This is a genomic window from Andreprevotia lacus DSM 23236 (genome assembly GCF_900176275.1).
In the GTDB taxonomy this organism is placed as follows: Bacteria; Pseudomonadota; Gammaproteobacteria; order Burkholderiales; family Chitinibacteraceae; genus Andreprevotia; species Andreprevotia lacus.
Genome location: NZ_FWXD01000020.1, coordinates 1 through 16046 on the forward strand (window position 1 = coordinate 1; position 16046 = coordinate 16046).

General features: G+C 63.8%; 16 protein-coding genes. 7 read left to right on the forward strand and 9 right to left on the reverse strand.

Annotation, left to right across the window (positions count from 1 at the left end):
• On the forward strand, nt 1-307 hold a 307-nt coding region (locus tag B9A19_RS15345), incomplete at its 5' end, for an integrase core domain-containing protein (RefSeq protein WP_139798887.1).
• Nucleotides 308-501: 194 nt separating this feature from the next.
• On the opposite strand, the gene B9A19_RS22640 is transcribed toward B9A19_RS15345, so the two are convergent.
• The 7 genes from B9A19_RS22640 to B9A19_RS15375 all read right to left on the reverse strand — a co-directional run bounded on the left by B9A19_RS22640 (nt 502) and on the right by B9A19_RS15375 (nt 5206).
• On the reverse strand, nt 502-642 hold the full coding sequence (locus tag B9A19_RS22640) for a hypothetical protein (RefSeq protein ID WP_176216961.1): 141 nt from the start codon (nt 640-642) through the stop codon (nt 502-504).
• A gap of 205 nt (nt 643-847) precedes the next feature.
• Nucleotides 848-1603: an enoyl-CoA hydratase/isomerase family protein gene (locus B9A19_RS15350; RefSeq protein WP_084091780.1), complete on the reverse strand. Its 756-nt coding sequence runs from the start codon at nt 1601-1603 to the stop codon at nt 848-850.
• 171 nt (nt 1604-1774) lie between these two features.
• Nucleotides 1775-2425 carry a glutathione S-transferase family protein gene (locus B9A19_RS15355; RefSeq protein WP_084091782.1) on the reverse strand — a complete coding sequence of 217 codons (651 nt, stop codon included), beginning with the start codon at nt 2423-2425 and terminating at the stop codon, nt 1775-1777.
• A 27-nt stretch (nt 2426-2452) separates the two neighbouring features.
• The gene (locus tag B9A19_RS15360; RefSeq protein ID WP_084091784.1) at nt 2453-3238 is read right to left on the reverse strand and encodes a BPSS1780 family membrane protein; all 786 of its coding nucleotides are present in this window, start codon (nt 3236-3238) and stop codon (nt 2453-2455) included.
• A 107-nt stretch (nt 3239-3345) separates the two neighbouring features.
• The gene (locus tag B9A19_RS15365) at nt 3346-3681 is read right to left on the reverse strand and encodes a cysteine-rich CWC family protein (protein ID WP_084091786.1); all 336 of its coding nucleotides are present in this window, start codon (nt 3679-3681) and stop codon (nt 3346-3348) included.
• Nucleotides 3678-4286, reverse strand: coding sequence for a phosphorylase family protein (locus tag B9A19_RS15370; RefSeq protein ID WP_084091788.1), 609 nt, complete (start codon nt 4284-4286; stop codon nt 3678-3680). Before B9A19_RS15370 ends, B9A19_RS15365 begins: the two co-directional genes overlap by 4 nt.
• 29 nt (nt 4287-4315) lie before the next feature.
• Nucleotides 4316-5206 (reverse strand): alpha/beta hydrolase family protein, encoded by an 891-nt coding sequence (locus B9A19_RS15375; protein ID WP_084091790.1) that lies wholly within the window; start codon nt 5204-5206, stop codon nt 4316-4318.
• A 134-nt stretch (nt 5207-5340) separates the two neighbouring features.
• Here B9A19_RS15375 and B9A19_RS15380 point away from each other — a divergent pair, with 134 nt between their 5' ends.
• From B9A19_RS15380 to B9A19_RS15390, 3 genes are all read left to right on the forward strand, one after another.
• The gene (locus tag B9A19_RS15380) at nt 5341-6549 is read left to right on the forward strand and encodes a GGDEF domain-containing protein (protein ID WP_084091792.1); all 1209 of its coding nucleotides are present in this window, start codon (nt 5341-5343) and stop codon (nt 6547-6549) included.
• Between the two features lie 171 nt (nt 6550-6720).
• Nucleotides 6721-10266, forward strand: coding sequence for a methyl-accepting chemotaxis protein (locus B9A19_RS15385; protein WP_084091794.1), 3546 nt, complete (start codon nt 6721-6723; stop codon nt 10264-10266).
• A 1-nt stretch (nt 10267) separates the two neighbouring features.
• Entirely contained in the window at nt 10268-11806 is a 1539-nt protein-coding gene (locus B9A19_RS15390) for a chemotaxis protein CheW (RefSeq protein ID WP_084091796.1), read from the forward strand.
• Nucleotides 11807-11813: 7 nt separating this feature from the next.
• On the opposite strand, the gene B9A19_RS15395 is transcribed toward B9A19_RS15390, so the two are convergent.
• Both B9A19_RS15395 and B9A19_RS15400 read right to left on the reverse strand, forming a co-directional pair.
• Nucleotides 11814-12629 carry an ATP-grasp domain-containing protein gene (locus tag B9A19_RS15395; RefSeq protein WP_084091798.1) on the reverse strand — a complete coding sequence of 272 codons (816 nt, stop codon included), beginning with the start codon at nt 12627-12629 and terminating at the stop codon, nt 11814-11816.
• An 85-nt stretch (nt 12630-12714) separates the two neighbouring features.
• The gene (locus tag B9A19_RS15400) at nt 12715-13368 is read right to left on the reverse strand and encodes a DsbA family oxidoreductase (protein WP_084091800.1); all 654 of its coding nucleotides are present in this window, start codon (nt 13366-13368) and stop codon (nt 12715-12717) included.
• Nucleotides 13369-13454: 86 nt separating this feature from the next.
• Between B9A19_RS15400 and B9A19_RS15405 the strand changes: the two genes are divergently transcribed.
• The 3 genes from B9A19_RS15405 (at nt 13455) to B9A19_RS15415 (ending at nt 15586) form a co-directional block, all read left to right on the forward strand.
• Complete coding sequence (locus tag B9A19_RS15405) at nt 13455-14054, forward strand: TetR/AcrR family transcriptional regulator (protein WP_084091802.1); 600 nt, start codon at nt 13455-13457, stop codon at nt 14052-14054.
• Entirely contained in the window at nt 14054-14257 is a 204-nt protein-coding gene (locus B9A19_RS15410; protein ID WP_084091805.1) for a 2-hydroxymuconate tautomerase family protein, read from the forward strand. The genes B9A19_RS15405 and B9A19_RS15410 overlap by 1 nt, the downstream gene beginning before the upstream one ends.
• Nucleotides 14258-14482: 225 nt before the next feature.
• Nucleotides 14483-15586, forward strand: a complete 1104-nt coding sequence (locus tag B9A19_RS15415) for an alkene reductase (RefSeq protein ID WP_084091807.1) — start codon at nt 14483-14485, stop codon at nt 15584-15586.
• Nucleotides 15587-16046 lie beyond the last annotated feature (460 nt).

Genomic DNA, 16046 nt, shown 5'->3' on the forward strand with positions numbered 1-16046 from the left:
TCACAGTGATCAGGGCTGCCAGTACGGCAGCAGGTTGTTCCGGCAACGGCTGTGGCGTTACCGGATGAGTCAGAGCATGAGCCGACGCGGCAACTGTTGGGACAATGCGCCGATGGAGCGGCTATTCCGCAGCTTGAAAACAGAATGGCTCCCGGAGCTGGGGTACTTGTCGTTTACACAGGCCAAGCAGGACATTGGTGCATATCTGATGGGGTACTACAACCGGCAGCGCCCACATGCGGCCAATGGGGGCTTGCCACCGGCAGTACGAGAACAGCAACTCAAATCACTGTCCAGGATTTGTTGACCACTACACTTGCAACGACCCGATTCGTGCCGCTGACGAGCGTGGCGAGGCCCCCTCGCGGCGGCGAGGGAGGGGGGTGTGGGATCAAACGGACGAGCGCCGCTGTTTCACCTTCAGCAAACGGTGAGCACCCGGCTTTGCCGGGTGCTTGATGCCGGTATACGCACAGATGACGGTCGAGGGCGGACAGGCGCTCAGTGCCGGTGCTTGCCCATATCACTGCCCTTGACGGTCTGGAAGGCCGGCGGCGTAGCGCCGACTGCCGGTGCAGCCGGCACCTTCACTTTCTTGGGCTTCTTGGCTTCGCGGTGACTGCGTAGCTGACTCTTGGCCATGGTGGATGCCTCCTGCGCCCCGCGGGCGCCGTGTCGCGGCGGCCTGCCGCAGCCGGGATGTGCCGGCATCCTTTGAGGCTAGACCACCGCGCGGGGCTTTTTGGCAACGACATGGCGCAACAGCCGACGGAATGACGGGCGGTGAACTGGTAACGCGCGTCAGCGATACGCCCCCACGGCTGCACGCGTGGAGGAACAGCTGCGCTCAGCGCGCTTTCACACGCGCCACCATCGCGTGCAGCGCCTGCTGCGTGGCCGGCGCAAACCAGTCTTCGGTAAATTGGTCGAGTCGCAATGCGGCCGGGTCGGCATAGGCGGCGATGATGTCGGCGCGGGCAATCGCCCGCGTGGCCAGCATGGCGCGGCGTGGCAGCGCCAGCAACTGCTGCAGCCAGACTATGGCGCGCGGCAACACCTGATCGGGCGGCAGCAGTTCGTCCACAAGGCCGATGGCGTGCGCTTCCTGCGCGGTAATCATCTGCCCGGCCACCAGCAGCCGCTCTGCACGGTAGGCGCCCACCAGCCGGCGCAGGCCGATCTGCACGCAGTCGGGCGCTACCAGCCCCACTTGTACTTCATTCAGGCCGATGCGGAACGGTCCGTCAGCCATCACGCGGTAGTCGCAGAACACCGCCATCACTGCGCCCCCGGCCGGGCTGTGGCCGGTGATGGCCGCCGCGACGGGGATGGGCGAGCGCGCCAACGCACCGAAGATGCCGAAAAAGTCGTCCCACACGGCAGGGAGTTCATCACGCCCCAGCGCCAGCAAGGCCGGCACGTCCAGCCCGGCGCTGAAAATGCCCGGCGCCCCGGACAGCACCAGCGCCTGCACGCCATCGCCCGGCGCAGCCTCGATGGCCTGGCGGATGCTGCGGATCAGCGCCGGGTTGAGCGCGTTGACCGGCGGCGCGGCAATGCGCAACTCGCGGATGCCGTCGGCGTGTTCGATGATGTCGAGCATGAATCCCCCGTTGCTGCCGGATGCGGCGTGACGTTGCATTATCGCCAGAGTAGCCGGCCGGCGCGGCACGGGCTTTCCCGTGTTGGGGTGTTTGGGGGCTTGATTTGCCTGCAGCGTGAGGGCCGGCATAGCGGTACTTGGCGTGCCGGCGCAAGGCGCCGCGCGATTGCCCTACTCCGCCTGCCCCGCCTGAAAAGCAGCCAGCTGCGCCGCAAATGCCCGCTGATACGCCGGCCGCGCTTCACCACGGGCCACGTAAGCCGCCAGTGCGGGATATTCATCCAGCAGGCCCGATGGCCGCAGCCTGAGCAACACCGATACCATCAGCAAATCACCGGCGCTGAATGCGCCATCCAGCCAGTCGGCCGCCCCCAGCCGGGCAGCCAATTGCGCCAGCCGGGTGCGCAAGCGCTCGATCACCAATGGCATGCGTTGCTGCCGCCACGGGGCATCGCCTTCTTGCAGACGGGCAATGGCCAGATCGAGAATGGGCGGCTCCACCGTATTGAGCGCAGCAAACATCCAGCTGATCGCGCGGGCGCGGGCATGCGCGTCGTCCGGCAGCAGGCCGGCATGACGCTCGGCCAGATAGAGGATGATGGCGCCGGTTTCGAACAGCGCCAGATCGCCGTCTTCAAGCGTGGGGATCTGGCCAAAGGGGTGCAGCGCCAGATGCGCCGGCTGCTTCAGTGCATCGAACGACAGCAGGCGCACGCGATAGGGCAGGCCCGCCTCCTCCAGCGCCCAGCGCACGCGCGTATCGCGCGCCAAGCCACGACCGCCATCGGGTGAGTGCTCAAATGCGGTGATGGTGAGGATCATGGCGAGCCCCTGCGCGGCAGGCCGTACTCAATCCTGACGCAGATAAATGGATTTGTACGCGGCGTATTGCGCGCCAATGATCAGCGGGAAGAACACCAGCCAGCCAAGGAACAGCGGCAGGGTGGCCAGCACCATCAGCACTACGGCAACCACGCCAAACAGCAGGAAAGGCAGGATGTTCTTGGCGCAACCGCGAAAGCTCTCTTTCATCGCCTCGAACGGCTGCAGACCCTGCGTGACCACCAGCACTGGCGCAAAGTAATAGGCCATGCCCAGCGGGATGAACAGCAGAAGTGCGGCAAAAGGCAGCAACCAAAGGGCCGGGTGCAGCGCCAGCGACGATTTGGCCGAGAAAATCGACACGCCGACGATGGCAGTGCCGACGCCAATGACCATGAACACCGCAATCAGGCCGGCCAACAGCAAGAGGCCCACCAGCACCAGCGAGCCGAAGTTGCGCTTGAAGCCCTCAAACAGATGATCGACCTCGAAACTGTCGCCATGGTCGATCGCCATGCAGCCGATGACGAGGCCGCCGAGAAATACCGGCCGCGCCAGCTCGCCGGCCAATGCCCCCAGAAAGGGCACGATGCCCAGCATCACGCTGAGGATGCCCCAGATGATAACCACCAGCATCCACTTGCCCGGCGCAGCCTTGAAGTAGTTGAAGCCCTCGCCAAACCAGCCGAACACCTCACCGAGCGCAACGCCCTGCCCGCCCTCGACATAGTCACTGTCCTGATCGTACATGGGCTGCTGCAACGACACCTGCGTTGCGGCATAGGGGTTGCTGTGGAGATCGGGGCTGCTCATCGTTGTACTCCCTGCCTGACGTATTGTTCGGGTGATGCGCAAGAATACCCCGCTACCGCCGGCTTGGCTGTCTGATTCATGTTGTCAGCCATGCGCCTGTTGCACGTTCACCGCAATACCCCTGCCTCTAAACACGCCGGGCACAGGCAATCACCGCCCTCGTTGGCCGACGAGGGCAAGGCATGCACGGGCGGCAGATCGGCGCACCAGCAGCCGCCATCACGTCCGCCACTGCCGCACTCAAACACCGCGCCGCAGCGTGCACAGGTCTTGCGCGCTGGCGCCATGGGCAGCGCCAGCAGGCGCTGCCACACTGCAGCCTTGCCGGCATCATCCAGCTGCGACCAGGCGGCAATCTCGTCCAGCGTGCGGCGGCAGCCGCTGCAGGTCTGCGTGGCCGCATCCAGCCGGCACTGCTGCGTGCACGGCGACGGAATGCTCATGGCTGCGCCGGCTCGGCCTGCAGCCAGTTGATCAGCACATGCAGGCCGTCGGTAAGGTTGCGGATCGAGGCATCGAAATCCCACGCTTCGTCTTCCAGCGTCACGCGGTTGGATACCGAGCGCAGCTCGTAAAAGCGCTGACCAGCCTGCAGGCAGGCGTGGAAGAACGCTGCGCCTTCCATGTTTTCGATATCGATGCCGTCGGTGTCGATGAACGGGGCCAGCGCCGCATTCATCGAATTGCTGTGCGCCAGCGGCAAGGGCGGCTGCGCGGGCAGGTGCGGGCAGTGCAGCACGGTATTGACGTCGAAATCCATGTCCAGATCGAGTTTGGACAGATGGCGGAAACCGCCAGCGGTAAAGAAGCCCAGATCGGCCTCACGCTCACTGGCCACCAGCACCGTATCGCCGATCTTCAGCGATGATCCGGCATACACGCCGGCAATGCCCGCCAGAATCAGCACATCGGGCCGCCGCTCATGGATGAGCTTGCCGGTGGTATAGGCCGCCGCAGTCAGCCCCACCCCGCAGATGGCCGTCTCCACCGCGTCGTGGCTGAAATACCGCGCTTCGGTGCGCGTGGGGAAAACAACGATGATCTTCATGGGCAAGCAAGGCAGCAGAAAACAGCAGTTTAAGGCGGATGGGCCGTTGGCGGCAGCTGTGCCAGCTCATCAAGCAACACTTGCCAGCCCTCTCCGTCGGTGGCAACGGCGGCAAAATGCCCGCCGCCCGCCAGCGTACGCACCCGCACCGTCATGCCCAGCGCCTGTACGGCCTGGCGGTAGCTGGCCGCCTGCGCAGCGGGGATCACCGCATCGTCGGCCACCTGTATCAGCGTAACCGGCATGGGCAGCGGCAACATCTGCAATGGCGAGACCTCGGCCAGCGTGGCCGGCCCCTGTAGCGCGGGGATGACGCTGCCGCAGGGGCCTCCGTCACGCATGAAACCGGCCAGATCGGTAATCGCCGCCAGCGCGATCACCTTGTGCGGCAGTTGCGGTTGCACGGCGTGCAGCACGCTGCCGGCCGGAATGCGCCCCCGCCCGGCTGCCCACAAGGCCAGGTGCCCGCCGGCAGAGTGGCCGGCAAACACCAGCCGGCGCAGATCAAGCGGATAGCGCGCTGCCAGCGTGCGGGTATAGTCGGCTGCGGCGGCCACATCCAGAAAGGTGGCCGGCCAGCCACCGCCATTATCAACGCTGCGGTATTCCACATTCCACACCGCCCAGCCGCGCTGCGCGAGTGCGCCGGACCAGCGCGCCAGATACTCATGCGTGGCAATGCGCGCCTGCCAGCAACCGCCGTGCAGCAACATCAGCAAAGGGTGCGGCCCCTTGCCGGCGGGCAGGTACAGGTTGCCCGACTGCACGGGGTGCGTGCCGTAATGCAGCACGATGCCCGCTGCCATAGCCGGTGCAGACAGCAGCAGCCCGGCCGCCAGCAAGGCGATGCACCCGCAGCGGCAAACCAGCTGCCGCCATGCCGGGTCGTGGGCTGCTGCCGAGGCAGATGGCGTCAGCAATTTCGCATGCCTATATGTATGTGATACAAGGTCTGCATATTTATCTGACGATAACTCACCATTTTTTCGCGCACTTTTGCCATCTGTCAAATATGCGTTGACCAATAGCTGACGTTTGTTTTACATACAATGCCATGACATTGGCTACGCTCGATACTCCTACCATGCTGCTGTTTGCCAGCACCTGCCATACCATGATGGCAGGTGTGCTGCTGCTGTTCTGGCTCACCCGCAATACCGGCCCCGGCTTTGGCTGGTGGGTATGGAACGAGGCACTGGTGGCCATCGGGCTGATTGCGCTGCTGGCGCGGCAATGGCTGCCGCTGGCGCCAACCGCCATCGTCTCCAATGCCGCGCTGATTTTCTGCGTGCCGATGATCGAGCTGGGCCTGCGCATTTTCCTGCGCCGCCGCTTGCAACCGGGCATGACGGTGAGCTGGCTGCTGGCCACCGCCGTGTTCGCGGTGTGGCTGGGTGCGCTATTGAACGGTGCCGATACCGTCACACGCGTGCAGATCATCAGCATCGGCAATCTGCTGCAATATGGCTGGGGGCTGAGCCTGTTCGTGCGCTGCCTCACCCCGGCCACGCGCGTGCCGCTGGGCCTGCTGATCCTGGGTGTGGCGATCCAGATGGTGGTGTATCTGCTGCGCGTGGCCCCGCTGCTGCAGGGCGGCAACCCGGGCTACCAGTTGATGAATGACGTGCTGCTGGCCTGGCTGATCCTGGCTTCGGTGTTTTGCGGCATTGGCCGCACTTGCGCCAAGCTGATGCTGGTGCATGGCCGTATCGAGAGTGAGTTGCGCCACACGCAGGCCGCGCTGGAAAAACGCGCCAATGTCGATGCGCTTACCCAGCTGGCCAGCCGCAGCCATTTTGAATCGGCGCTGCCGCTGCTGCAGGCCAATGCACAGCGCCGGCAGCTGCCCATGGCACTGTTGCTGTTCGACATTGACCACTTCAAGCAGATCAACGATGAGCTGGGCCATCAGGCCGGTGATGCCATGCTGAGCGCACTGGGCGGGCTGACCGCAGGCTTTGTGCGCCAGGGCGATCTGGTGGGCCGGCTGGGGGGTGACGAATTCGCCGTGCTGCTGTTCGACTGCCCGCTGACCGCCGCCCAGCTGATTGCCGACAGGCTGCGCGAGCAGGTGCGCACCTTGCACACCGACGACGGCCGCCCGCTGTCGATCAGCGCCGGGCTGACCACGCTGGCTGCCGACGAGGACTTCGCCGCGGCCTACAGCCGCGCCGACGTGGCGCTGTATGCCGCCAAGGCGGCCGGGCGCAACCGCATTCAACTGCATGCCTCCGCCATGACGGCAGCTCCTGCCGGGGCGTAGCACCCGCCATGGCATCAAGTTGTTGCCGCGCAGCATTCCTGACCGTGCCTTTGCAAATCATGGGCTCGGCTCGATAGCGAGCCCCTTATCTGCCCGTACGCTTCTTGTCTTGACCTCGTCATTTTTACTGTCTTTAAAGGTAAGACGAGCACGCCGGCGCGGGAGGCCCTCATGCTTCTGGATACGATTTCCGACACATTGCTGCCCGATGCGCTGGCCGGCAAATCCATCACCAGCGACAAAATGGCCGACGTGGTCGGCGTGCTGGCGGTGCTCACGCGCTATCGCGCGCTGGCCATGATAGACACGCAGGGCCTGGTACAGGATGCCAGCCCGGCGCTGCTGACGCTGTTCAATCTCGGGGCCAGCCAGCCCCCCGGCCTGAGCGTGGGCGACCTGTTCCCCGATGCGCCGCTTGAAGCACTGACCGCGCTGGCACAGGGCGAATTGCGCCATCTGGAAAGCCATAGCGCCACCGACAGCGGCGAGCCGTTGTTCTTGCGCATCGACGCCTATCCGCTCGACGGCGGGCTGACGCTGCTGGTGATCGACGACCACACGGCGCTGTCGCGTGCGCATATCGAAGACAGCGGCAAGGTCAGCGCCATCAACAATACGCAGGCGGTGGTCGAATTCGATCTGGGTGGCCACATCCTGTATGCCAACGAGCAATTCCTCGACTCCATGGGCTTTGCGCTGGACGAAGTGGTGGGCCAGCACCACCGCATGTTCTGTCTGCCCGACTATGCCGAATCGCCCGAATACGCCGCCTTCTGGGCCGCGCTGGCGCAAGGCTATGCCAAATCGGGCGAGTTCCTGCGCGTCAACCGCGAGGGCGAGCCTGTGTGGCTGCAGGCCACCTATACACCGATCAAGGGCCCCAACGGCGTACCCTACAAAGTGATCGAGTTCGCCAGCGACATCACCGCCGCCAAGCGCAAGACGCTGGAGGACGAAGGCAAGCTGGCCGCCATCAACCGCACACAGGCCATCATCGAATTCGCACTGGACGGCACCATACTCACGGCCAACCCGCTGTTTCTTGACACCGTGCACTACCCGCTGGACGAGATCATCGGTCAGCATCACAGCATCTTCTGCCTGCCCGATTACGCGGCCAGCGCCGAATACGCAGCCTTCTGGGCCGGCCTGCGCGCCGGCGAACCCAAGAGCGGCGAATTCATGCGGCTGGACAAACACGGCAAAACCATCTGGCTGCAAGCCACCTACGCCCCCATCCTGGGCGTGGACGGCAAGCCGGTGAAGGTGGTCAAGTTCTGCCAGGACATCACCGCCGCCAAACAAAAGGCGCTGGAGGACGATAGCAAGCTCGCTGCCGTCAACCGCACGCAGGCGGCGATCGAGTTCGACCTGGACGGCAACATCCTCAATGCCAACCCGCTGTTCCTGCGCACCATGGGTTACGGGCTGGACGCGATACGCGGCAAGCACCACCGCATGTTCTGCCCACAGGGCTATGCCGACAGCGATGAATACCGCCTGTTCTGGGACGAGCTGCGCGCAGGCAAGGCGCGCGCAGGCGAGTTCATGCGCGTGAACAGCAAGGGCGAGCCGGTGTGGCTGCAGGCCACCTATACCCCGGTGGCCGGGCTGGACGGCAAGCCGCTCAAGATCGTGAAGTACGCCAGCGACATCACCGCCACCAAGCTCAAGTCCATCGAGGACGACGGCAAGGTGGCTGCCATCGAGCGCTCGCAAGGCGTGATCGAGTTCGACATGGCCGGCAACATCATCAGCGCCAATGACAACTTCCTGCAGCTGATGGGCTATGAACTGGGCGAGGTACAAGGCCAGCACCACCGCATGTTCGTCGAGCGCGACGAGGCCGCCGGCGCGGCCTATCGCGCCTTCTGGCAAAAGCTGGGGCGCGGTGAATTCGACAGCGGCGAATACCTGCGGCTGGGCAAGAACGGCAAGCGCATCTGGATCCAGGCCACCTACAACCCGATACTCGATCTGGAAGGCCGGCCGGTAAAGGTGGTGAAATTCTGCAGCGACATCACCGCCGCCAAGCTGGCCAATATCGAAACGCAGGCGCGCATGGATGCGGTCTCGGTCAGCAGCTGCATCCTCGATCTGGGGCGCGACGGCACAGTGCTGGGCATGAACGATCTGCTGGAACGCGCGCTGGGCTACAGCCGCAGCGAGCTGATCGGCAAGAATGAATCAGCCATCATGTTTGCCGAGGACATCGGCAACCCCAACCACCAGGACAACTGGAACCGGCTGCGTGAGGGCAAGCCGTTGAGCGGCGAATTCCGCCGCAAGGGCAGCGGCGAGCGCGAGCTGTGGTTCGGCGCCACCTTCAACCCGGTGCTGGGGCTGGATGGCCTGCTGACCAAGGTAGTAGTGATCGCGCAGGACATCACCGAGGACAAACGCACCCGGCTGGACAACGAAGGCAAGCTCAAGGCCATAGACCGCTCCGAGGCCATGATCGAGTTCGACCTCAGCGGCAAGGTACTCAGTGCCAACGAAAACTTCCTCAAGCTGATGGATTACCGCATTGAAGAAGTGCTGGGGCGGCACCACCGCATGTTCGTCGACCCGGCCTTTGCCGCATCGGCCGATTATCAAGCGTTCTGGGAACGGCTGGCGCGCGGCGAGCGCGAGGCGGCCGAATACCGCCGCATTGGCCGCGGCGGGCGCGAGGTCTGGCTGCAGGCCACCTACAACCCGATCTTCGACCCCGGCGGCAAGCCGGTGAAGGTGGTGAAGTTTGCTACTGATGTGACCGAGCTCAAGCTGCGCGGCGCAGAATCGGCCGCCAAGATCGAGGCCGTCGATCTGGGGCAGGCGGTGGTGGAATTCGATCTGGATGGCAATGTGCTGACCGCCAACCGCAACTTCTTGGCCGCCATGGGCTACACCATGCGCGAGATTCTTGGCCATCATCACAGCATTTTCTGCACCAGCGAATACACGCAGGGGCCGGAATACCGCGAGTTCTGGCTCAAGCTGGGCGAGGGGCAGTTCATCAGCGGGCGTTTCCACCGCGTGGGCAAATACAGCCGCGATGTGTGGCTGCAAGCCTCGTACAACCCGATCCGCGACCTGAACGGCAAGGTGGTCAAGGTGGTGAAATACGCCTATGACGTCACACGCGAGGTGAAGCTGCAGCGGCAGATCACCGCACGCTCGGATACCGTGGCAGCCACCTTGCGGCAGTTGTCCGACAGCATAGAACTGATCGCCGACAACGCCGGCCAGGCCGCGCAAACGGTGCAGGACAGCGCACAGGCCGCCAATGCCGGCTTCGAGGCCGTGCGCCAGTCGCGCACCAATATCAACCAGGTGCAGGCCAGCGCGCAAAAGGTGTCGGAAATCGTGCGCGTGATCAGCGAGATTGCCAACCAGACCAATCTGCTGGCCTTCAACGCCGCCATCGAGGCGGCCCGCGCCGGCCAGTATGGCGTGGGCTTTTCGGTGGTGGCGGCCGAAGTACGCAAGCTGGCCGAGCGCAGCGCGGCAGCGGCCAAGGAAATCAGCCAGTTGATCGAAACCTCGGTGCAGCAGGTGAACGCGGGGGCCGAGGTCAACGACCAGGCCACGCGCCAGCTGGAAAACATCATCCAGGCGGTACGCGGCACGGCGACGCGGGTGGATGAGATCGGCAAGGCGGCAGATGGCCAGCGCAGCACTACCGGCGAAGTGAGCGCCTTTGTGCGCGAGCTGAGCCAGTCGGTCTCGGACTGACATGATGGATGCCGCCCCCGGCGCCGGCTGCTACGGCGTATTCAGTCTGGCCGGCATGCAGCTGGCGCTGCCGCTGGATGCGCTGCGCGAGGTGGTGCCACGGCAGGCACTGATCAACCTGCCCTGCGGCAATCCGGCGGTGATTGGCGGCATCGACCTGCGCGGCCTGCTGGTGCCGATGCTGGACCTGCGCCGCCAGCTGCAGATGGACAGCACCACGCCGGCACAAACCGTGGTGATCATGACGCATGAGGGGCGGCTGCTGGGCCTGCTGGCCGAGAGCGTGACGGGGGTCTTCAGCTGCGCAGCCGACGAACTGCACGCCATCGACGCCACCGACGGGCACAACACGCTGCTGACCGGCAGTTTCTCGCACATCGAGACCGCGGTGCCGATCAGCATCCTCAACCCGGCCGCCATCACCGCACTGCCCGATACCCCGCTGGTGGACGACCCGCAGCAAGGCCAGGACAGCGATGCGGCGCCGCCTGCCGATGCGCCGGTTGCCGAGACAGGCGCCGCGCACGAATCATATGTCCTGCTGATGCGCTGCGGCGGACTGCCGCTGGCCATGGCCTCGACCCGCGTGCACAGCACCGTGCTCAACCCGCATGTGCACCCGTCTACGCTGGCCAGCGGTTATTGCCTGGGCAGCATCGAATATGCCGACTTGCTGGTGCCTGCGGTCGACCTCACCCAGCTCTGTGGGCTGGGTGTGCGCGGCAAACCGGCGCAGGCCTTCGTGGTGCAGTACCCGCAGGGGCTGGTGGCCTTCATGGTTGAAGAAATCATGGATGTGGTGAGCGCCGACCCCAGGCTGGCCACCGCCGTGCCGCCGCAATCACTGCCGCATGCCGAGTTTTTCGACGGCGTGCTACCTACCAGCGTGCTGCCGGCAGATACCGCGCAACTGCCCGCCGCCAGCCACGGTTTTTACTTTTTGCTGAGCGGCGAGGCGCTGGCCAACCATGCCAAGCTGATCACGCTGTCGCAAATGAACACCACGCCGGACGGCAAGGTGGTGCTGCGCGGCGACAACCAGGACGACACGCCGCGCGACAGCGGCATGCACGGCAAGATGCTCACCTACGATCTGGGCGGCGGCGCGATTGCCACGCCCATCGAGCAGATCAGCGAAATCCTGCCGTGGTCGGAAGCCACCACCTTGCTGGGTGAGGGTGGGCCGGCACTGGGGCTGATGATGAATCGCGGCAACGCCATTCCCACCTTTTGCCTCAGCACGCTCACCGGCCAGCCGCGCGCACCGCTCACGCCCACCGCCAGCGTGCTGGTGGTGGAAAACCAAGGCGGCATGATCGGCTTTACCGTGCCGCATCTGATCAGCATCGAAGAGGCCGCATGGGCGCCGCAAGAAGACATCGACGCCCTGGCACGCCACGCCAAGCAGACCGAGGCCAGCAAGGACGTACGCCAGTGCTGGGGCCGCGTGCTGGTGGCACAGGCCGGCGACGAACGCATGCTCAACCTGCTGGACCTGCATCATCTGGCCACCATGGTGCTGCACCCGCAGCCAGCATAGCCCGCCTTTAACAGACGTTTCCCGCCAAAACACTACGCCACATGAGCTGAGGCACAACGCCCGTATAGCCTGACTCTTGAGCATCGTTACACTCAATGATGATCCAGCGTCCATCCAGCGTTTTCGCGAGATCAATTACGAGGAACGGCACATTAAGGCGGCTTGCCGCAGTCTGCGCGATGGCAAGACCATCCGCGATATCCGGACATGCATAGGTGGGCACCTGAAACCAATAAGGTCCCCACCCGACACAACGACAACGCCACCAGAAAGATCGAAACTCCATCGATGGCCTGACTTTGCCAACCACCTCACCTTCAATGGGCATCAGCGGTACAAACTCACGCACTACCGGCGATTGCCAATGCAGGATGGGATCATTGCGATACTGCGTTTTGACCGCGCCGTAATGATCCGCATCCCGGACAACGGCCAGTTCTGGGTTATGTTTGCTGGTCTGGCGCGACCCTTTGATAAAAACCGGCCAGCTGAAGCGCCGCTCAATTTCTCCAACATCCGGGAGGGCCTCAAATACCTCGCTTCGAGGGGTCAGATCGGCAATCTGCGGATACCAAGCTTCCAACTCGCTTGCCAGCCTGTGTTGCTGAGGCGAATTTACAGGCCGCAAGCCCATTTCGAGCATTTCGGCATACATGCCGTCATAGTCCGCGATACCGCCAATGCGCAGGACACATGGCCACTCTTCATCAAATGTGTAGGGGTGCCCGCACTGGAAATGAAGTTCGAAGTTGAAATCATAACTTCCGACTCCCACCGGACTGCTTGCCACAACCAACTTGTTTTCGATGCTTGCTATATCCATTCCGCAAGCCTGCCAGAATCCTTCTTGCAAGAAAACACTTCAGCAGCCGCCATGCATGGCACAGACACCAACTACGTTCTTATCTTCAGATCGCTTCCTGCGCCGCAATCTGCCGCAAGGCATTGGCAAATACCTCGGGCGGCTGGCCGCCGGAGATCAGGTATTGCTCGTTGATGATGATGGCCGGCACCGACGAGATGCCCTGCTGCTGGTAAAAGCGTTCCTGCTCGCGCACTTCGTCGGCGTAGCGGCCGCTGGCCAGCACGGCGTGCGCGTCGGTAGCGTCCAGCCCGACCGCTGCAGCCACCTTGATCAGCGTGGCGTGGTCGCTCGGGTCTTTGCCCTCGGTGAAATAGGCAGCGAACAGCGCTTCTTTCAGTGCCAGCTGCTTGCCCTGCGTGTCGGCCCAGTGCAGCAGGCGGTGCGCATCGAAGGTGTTGTAGATGCGGCTGCGGCCGTGCATGTCGAAAGTAAAACCAAGCGCCGCACCGCGCTGGCGGATGGCTTCCTGGTTTTGCGTGAGCTGCTGCGGCGACAGGCCGTATTTCTCGCCCAGGTGCTCGCCGATGTCTTGCCCGGTCGGGCCCATTTGCGGGTTCAGCTCAAACGGCTGGAAGTGCAGATCCAGCGCGACCTCGCCGCCCAGCTGCGCCGCGCCTTGCTGCAGCGATTTCAGCCCGATGATGCACCAGGGGCACGATACATCGGAAACAAAGTCGATCTTGAGCGTAGTCGTCATGGCAAAGCCCCGGTATGTTGATATTTCATCAACACTATCGCAGATACTAGACGACTGGTCTAGTTTTGTTTTATGCTGGAATCACCATGAACAAGCGCACCCAAGACACTCGTGACCATCTGCTCGCCACCGGCGCGGCCATCATGCTCGGCAAGGGCTTTGCCGCCGTGGGGCTGACCGAGATATTGAGCACGGCCGGCGTGCCCAAGGGCTCGTTCTATCACTATTTCGAATCGAAGGAAGGCTATGGCGTGGCGCTGCTGCAGCGTTACTTCGATGATTACCTGGCCGAGGTAGACCGGCTGCTGGCCAACCGTGAATTCAACGGCCGCGCCAAGCTGGATGCCTATTTTGACGCATGGCAGCCGCATGGCGAGGAAGGCGAACTGGCCACTTCGCGCTGCCTGGCCGTCAAGCTCAGCGGCGAAGTCTGTGACCTGTCGGCCGACATGCGCACCACCCTGCAGCGCGGCATGGCGCAGGCGGTGGAAAGACTGGCTGCCTTCATCCTGATCGGCCGCGCCGATGGCTCGGTGCCGCAGGGCGGCGATGCCGGCCAGCTGGCGGCCGCGCTGTACCAGCTCTGGCTGGGCGCAGCCCTGGCCAGCAAGGTGCAGCACAGCACGCAACCCTATGCCGCAGCACGGCTGGCCACCGCCGCGCTGCTCGACCCACGGAGCAACTGATGCCCTATGTGAACATCAAGATCACCCGCGAAGGCGCCAACGCCGAGCAAAAAGCCGAGCTGATCGCTGGCGTGACCGAGCTGCTGCAGCGGGTGCTGAACAAGAACCCGGCCACCACCGTGGTGGTGATAGACGAAGTGGATACCGACAACTGGGGCATAGCCGGCGAGAGCATCACCGCGCGCCGCGCCCGCGGCCAATAGTCGCCCCCAACAAAACCCTGCTGGGCTGCGTTGCCCTCGCTTGCCGTACGGCTTGTACTGTCTGCGCTTCGCGCGTCTTGCCAGCACCGTTGCACTGGGTTTTGTTGGCGGCTTGTTCCTTTGAATTTGGGTTTGCGCAAACCGCAGCCCCAGTAACCCAGCCCAAGCGGCTGTTTTTTTGTGCAGCAAATATAGACGACCGGTCTAATCAAGGAGCATCAGGAAATGGCACTGGATAAACTGCTGACCCCCGTACGCGTGGGCAATCTCGAACTGGCCAACCGCGTTTTCATGGCCCCGCTCACCCGCACCCGCGCCGGCCAGCCCGGCAACATCCCCACCGAGCTTAACGCCCAATACTACCGCCAGCGCGCCAGCGCCGGCCTGATCGTGAGCGAGGCCACGCAGATTTCGCAGCAAGGCCAGGGCTATTCGTTCACCCCGGGCATCCACACCGATGCGCAGGAAGCCGGCTGGAAACACGTGGTCAGCGAAGTGCACCACGCCGGTGGCGCGATTGCGCTGCAGCTGTGGCACGTCGGCCGCATCTCCAACCACCACCTGCAGGAAAACGGTCAGGCCCCGGTGGCGCCGTCGGCCATCCGCGCCAGCAGCTCGCACACCTTTACCGTGCAAGCAGATGGCACCGCCGGCAATGTCGATTGCGAAACCCCGCGCGCGCTCGAAACCGCCGAGCTGCCGGGCATTGTTGCCGACTATGTGGCCGCTGCGCAGCGTGCGGTGCGTGCCGGCTTTGATTTCGTTGAAATCCACTCGGCCAACGGCTATCTGCTGCACCAGTTCCTGGCCACCGGCAGCAATGTGCGTACCGATGCCTATGGCGGCAGCCTGGAAAACCGTGCCCGCCTGCTGCTGGAAATCATCGATGCCGTTGCCGCCGAAATCGGTGCACACAAGGTAGGCGTGCGCCTGTCGCCCAACTTTGTTTATCACGATATCGTCGATACCGAATCGGAAGCCATGGCGCTGTATCTGGCCATGCAGTTCAGCCAGCGCAAAGTGGCCTATCTGCACGTTGCCGAACCGGACTGGGCCGGCGGCCCGCTGCTGACCGGTGAATTCCGCACCGCGCTGCGTCAGGCGTTCAGCGGCGCATTGATTTTCTGCGGCAACTACACGGCAGAGAAAGCAGAAGCGCTGGTGGCTGCCGGCACCGCCGATGCCATCGCCTTCGGCCGCCCCTTCATCGCCAACCCTGACCTGGTGGCGCGCTTTGCCCGGGGTGCGGCGCTCAATACGCCGGATCAGGCTACCTTCTACGGCGGCAGCGAAAAGGGTTATACCGACTATCCGACGCTGGCTGCGTGAGTGCCTGCCGCTTGTTCAAACCGGAGTGGATGAACAGGCGGCGGCATCAAGAACCCGGCCCGGCCGGGTTCTGACGATGTGTGGATGGTGAAACAGCGGCACTCGCTGGTTTTATCCCACTCCCCCCCGCCCTCGCCACCGCGAGGGAGCCTTGCTGACGCTCGTCAGGGGTAGGTAGCTGGCGTGCAAGTGCCGGCTGCCTGCTCAAGCCGCAGTGGATGAACAGGCGGCATCAAGAACCCGGCCCGGCCGGGTTCTGACGATGTGTGGATGGTGAAACAGCGGCACTCGCTGGTTTTATCCCACTCACCCCGCCCTCGCCACCGCGAGGGAGCCTGGCTGACGCTCGTCAGGGGTAGTCGCTGGCGTGCAAGTGCCGGCTGCCTGCTCAAGCCGGAGTGGATGAACAAGCGGCATCAAGAACCCGGCCCGGCCGGGTTCTGATGATGTGTGGATGGTG

Bases quoted from the DNA above. Each gene is read 5' to 3' on its own strand.
- B9A19_RS22640 (WP_176216961.1), bottom strand. From the start codon at position 642: ATGGCCAAGAGTCAGCTACGCAGTCACCGCGAAGCCAAGAAGCCCAAG.
- B9A19_RS15350 (WP_084091780.1), bottom strand. From the start codon at position 1,603: ATGCTCGACATCATCGAACACGCCGACGGCATCCGCGAGTTGCGCATT.
- B9A19_RS15355 (WP_084091782.1), bottom strand. From the start codon at position 2,425: ATGATCCTCACCATCACCGCATTTGAGCACTCACCCGATGGCGGTCGT.
- B9A19_RS15360 (WP_084091784.1), bottom strand. From the start codon at position 3,238: ATGAGCAGCCCCGATCTCCACAGCAACCCCTATGCCGCAACGCAGGTG.
- B9A19_RS15365 (WP_084091786.1), bottom strand. From the start codon at position 3,681: ATGAGCATTCCGTCGCCGTGCACGCAGCAGTGCCGGCTGGATGCGGCC.
- B9A19_RS15370 (WP_084091788.1), bottom strand. From the start codon at position 4,286: ATGAAGATCATCGTTGTTTTCCCCACGCGCACCGAAGCGCGGTATTTC.
- B9A19_RS15380 (WP_084091792.1), top strand. From the start codon at position 5,341: ATGACATTGGCTACGCTCGATACTCCTACCATGCTGCTGTTTGCCAGC.
- B9A19_RS15385 (WP_084091794.1), top strand. From the start codon at position 6,721: ATGCTTCTGGATACGATTTCCGACACATTGCTGCCCGATGCGCTGGCC.
- B9A19_RS15390 (WP_084091796.1), top strand. From the start codon at position 10,268: ATGATGGATGCCGCCCCCGGCGCCGGCTGCTACGGCGTATTCAGTCTG.
- B9A19_RS15395 (WP_084091798.1), bottom strand. From the start codon at position 12,629: ATGGATATAGCAAGCATCGAAAACAAGTTGGTTGTGGCAAGCAGTCCG.
- B9A19_RS15400 (WP_084091800.1), bottom strand. From the start codon at position 13,368: ATGACGACTACGCTCAAGATCGACTTTGTTTCCGATGTATCGTGCCCC.
- B9A19_RS15405 (WP_084091802.1), top strand. From the start codon at position 13,455: ATGAACAAGCGCACCCAAGACACTCGTGACCATCTGCTCGCCACCGGC.
- B9A19_RS15410 (WP_084091805.1), top strand. From the start codon at position 14,054: ATGCCCTATGTGAACATCAAGATCACCCGCGAAGGCGCCAACGCCGAG.
- B9A19_RS15415 (WP_084091807.1), top strand. From the start codon at position 14,483: ATGGCACTGGATAAACTGCTGACCCCCGTACGCGTGGGCAATCTCGAA.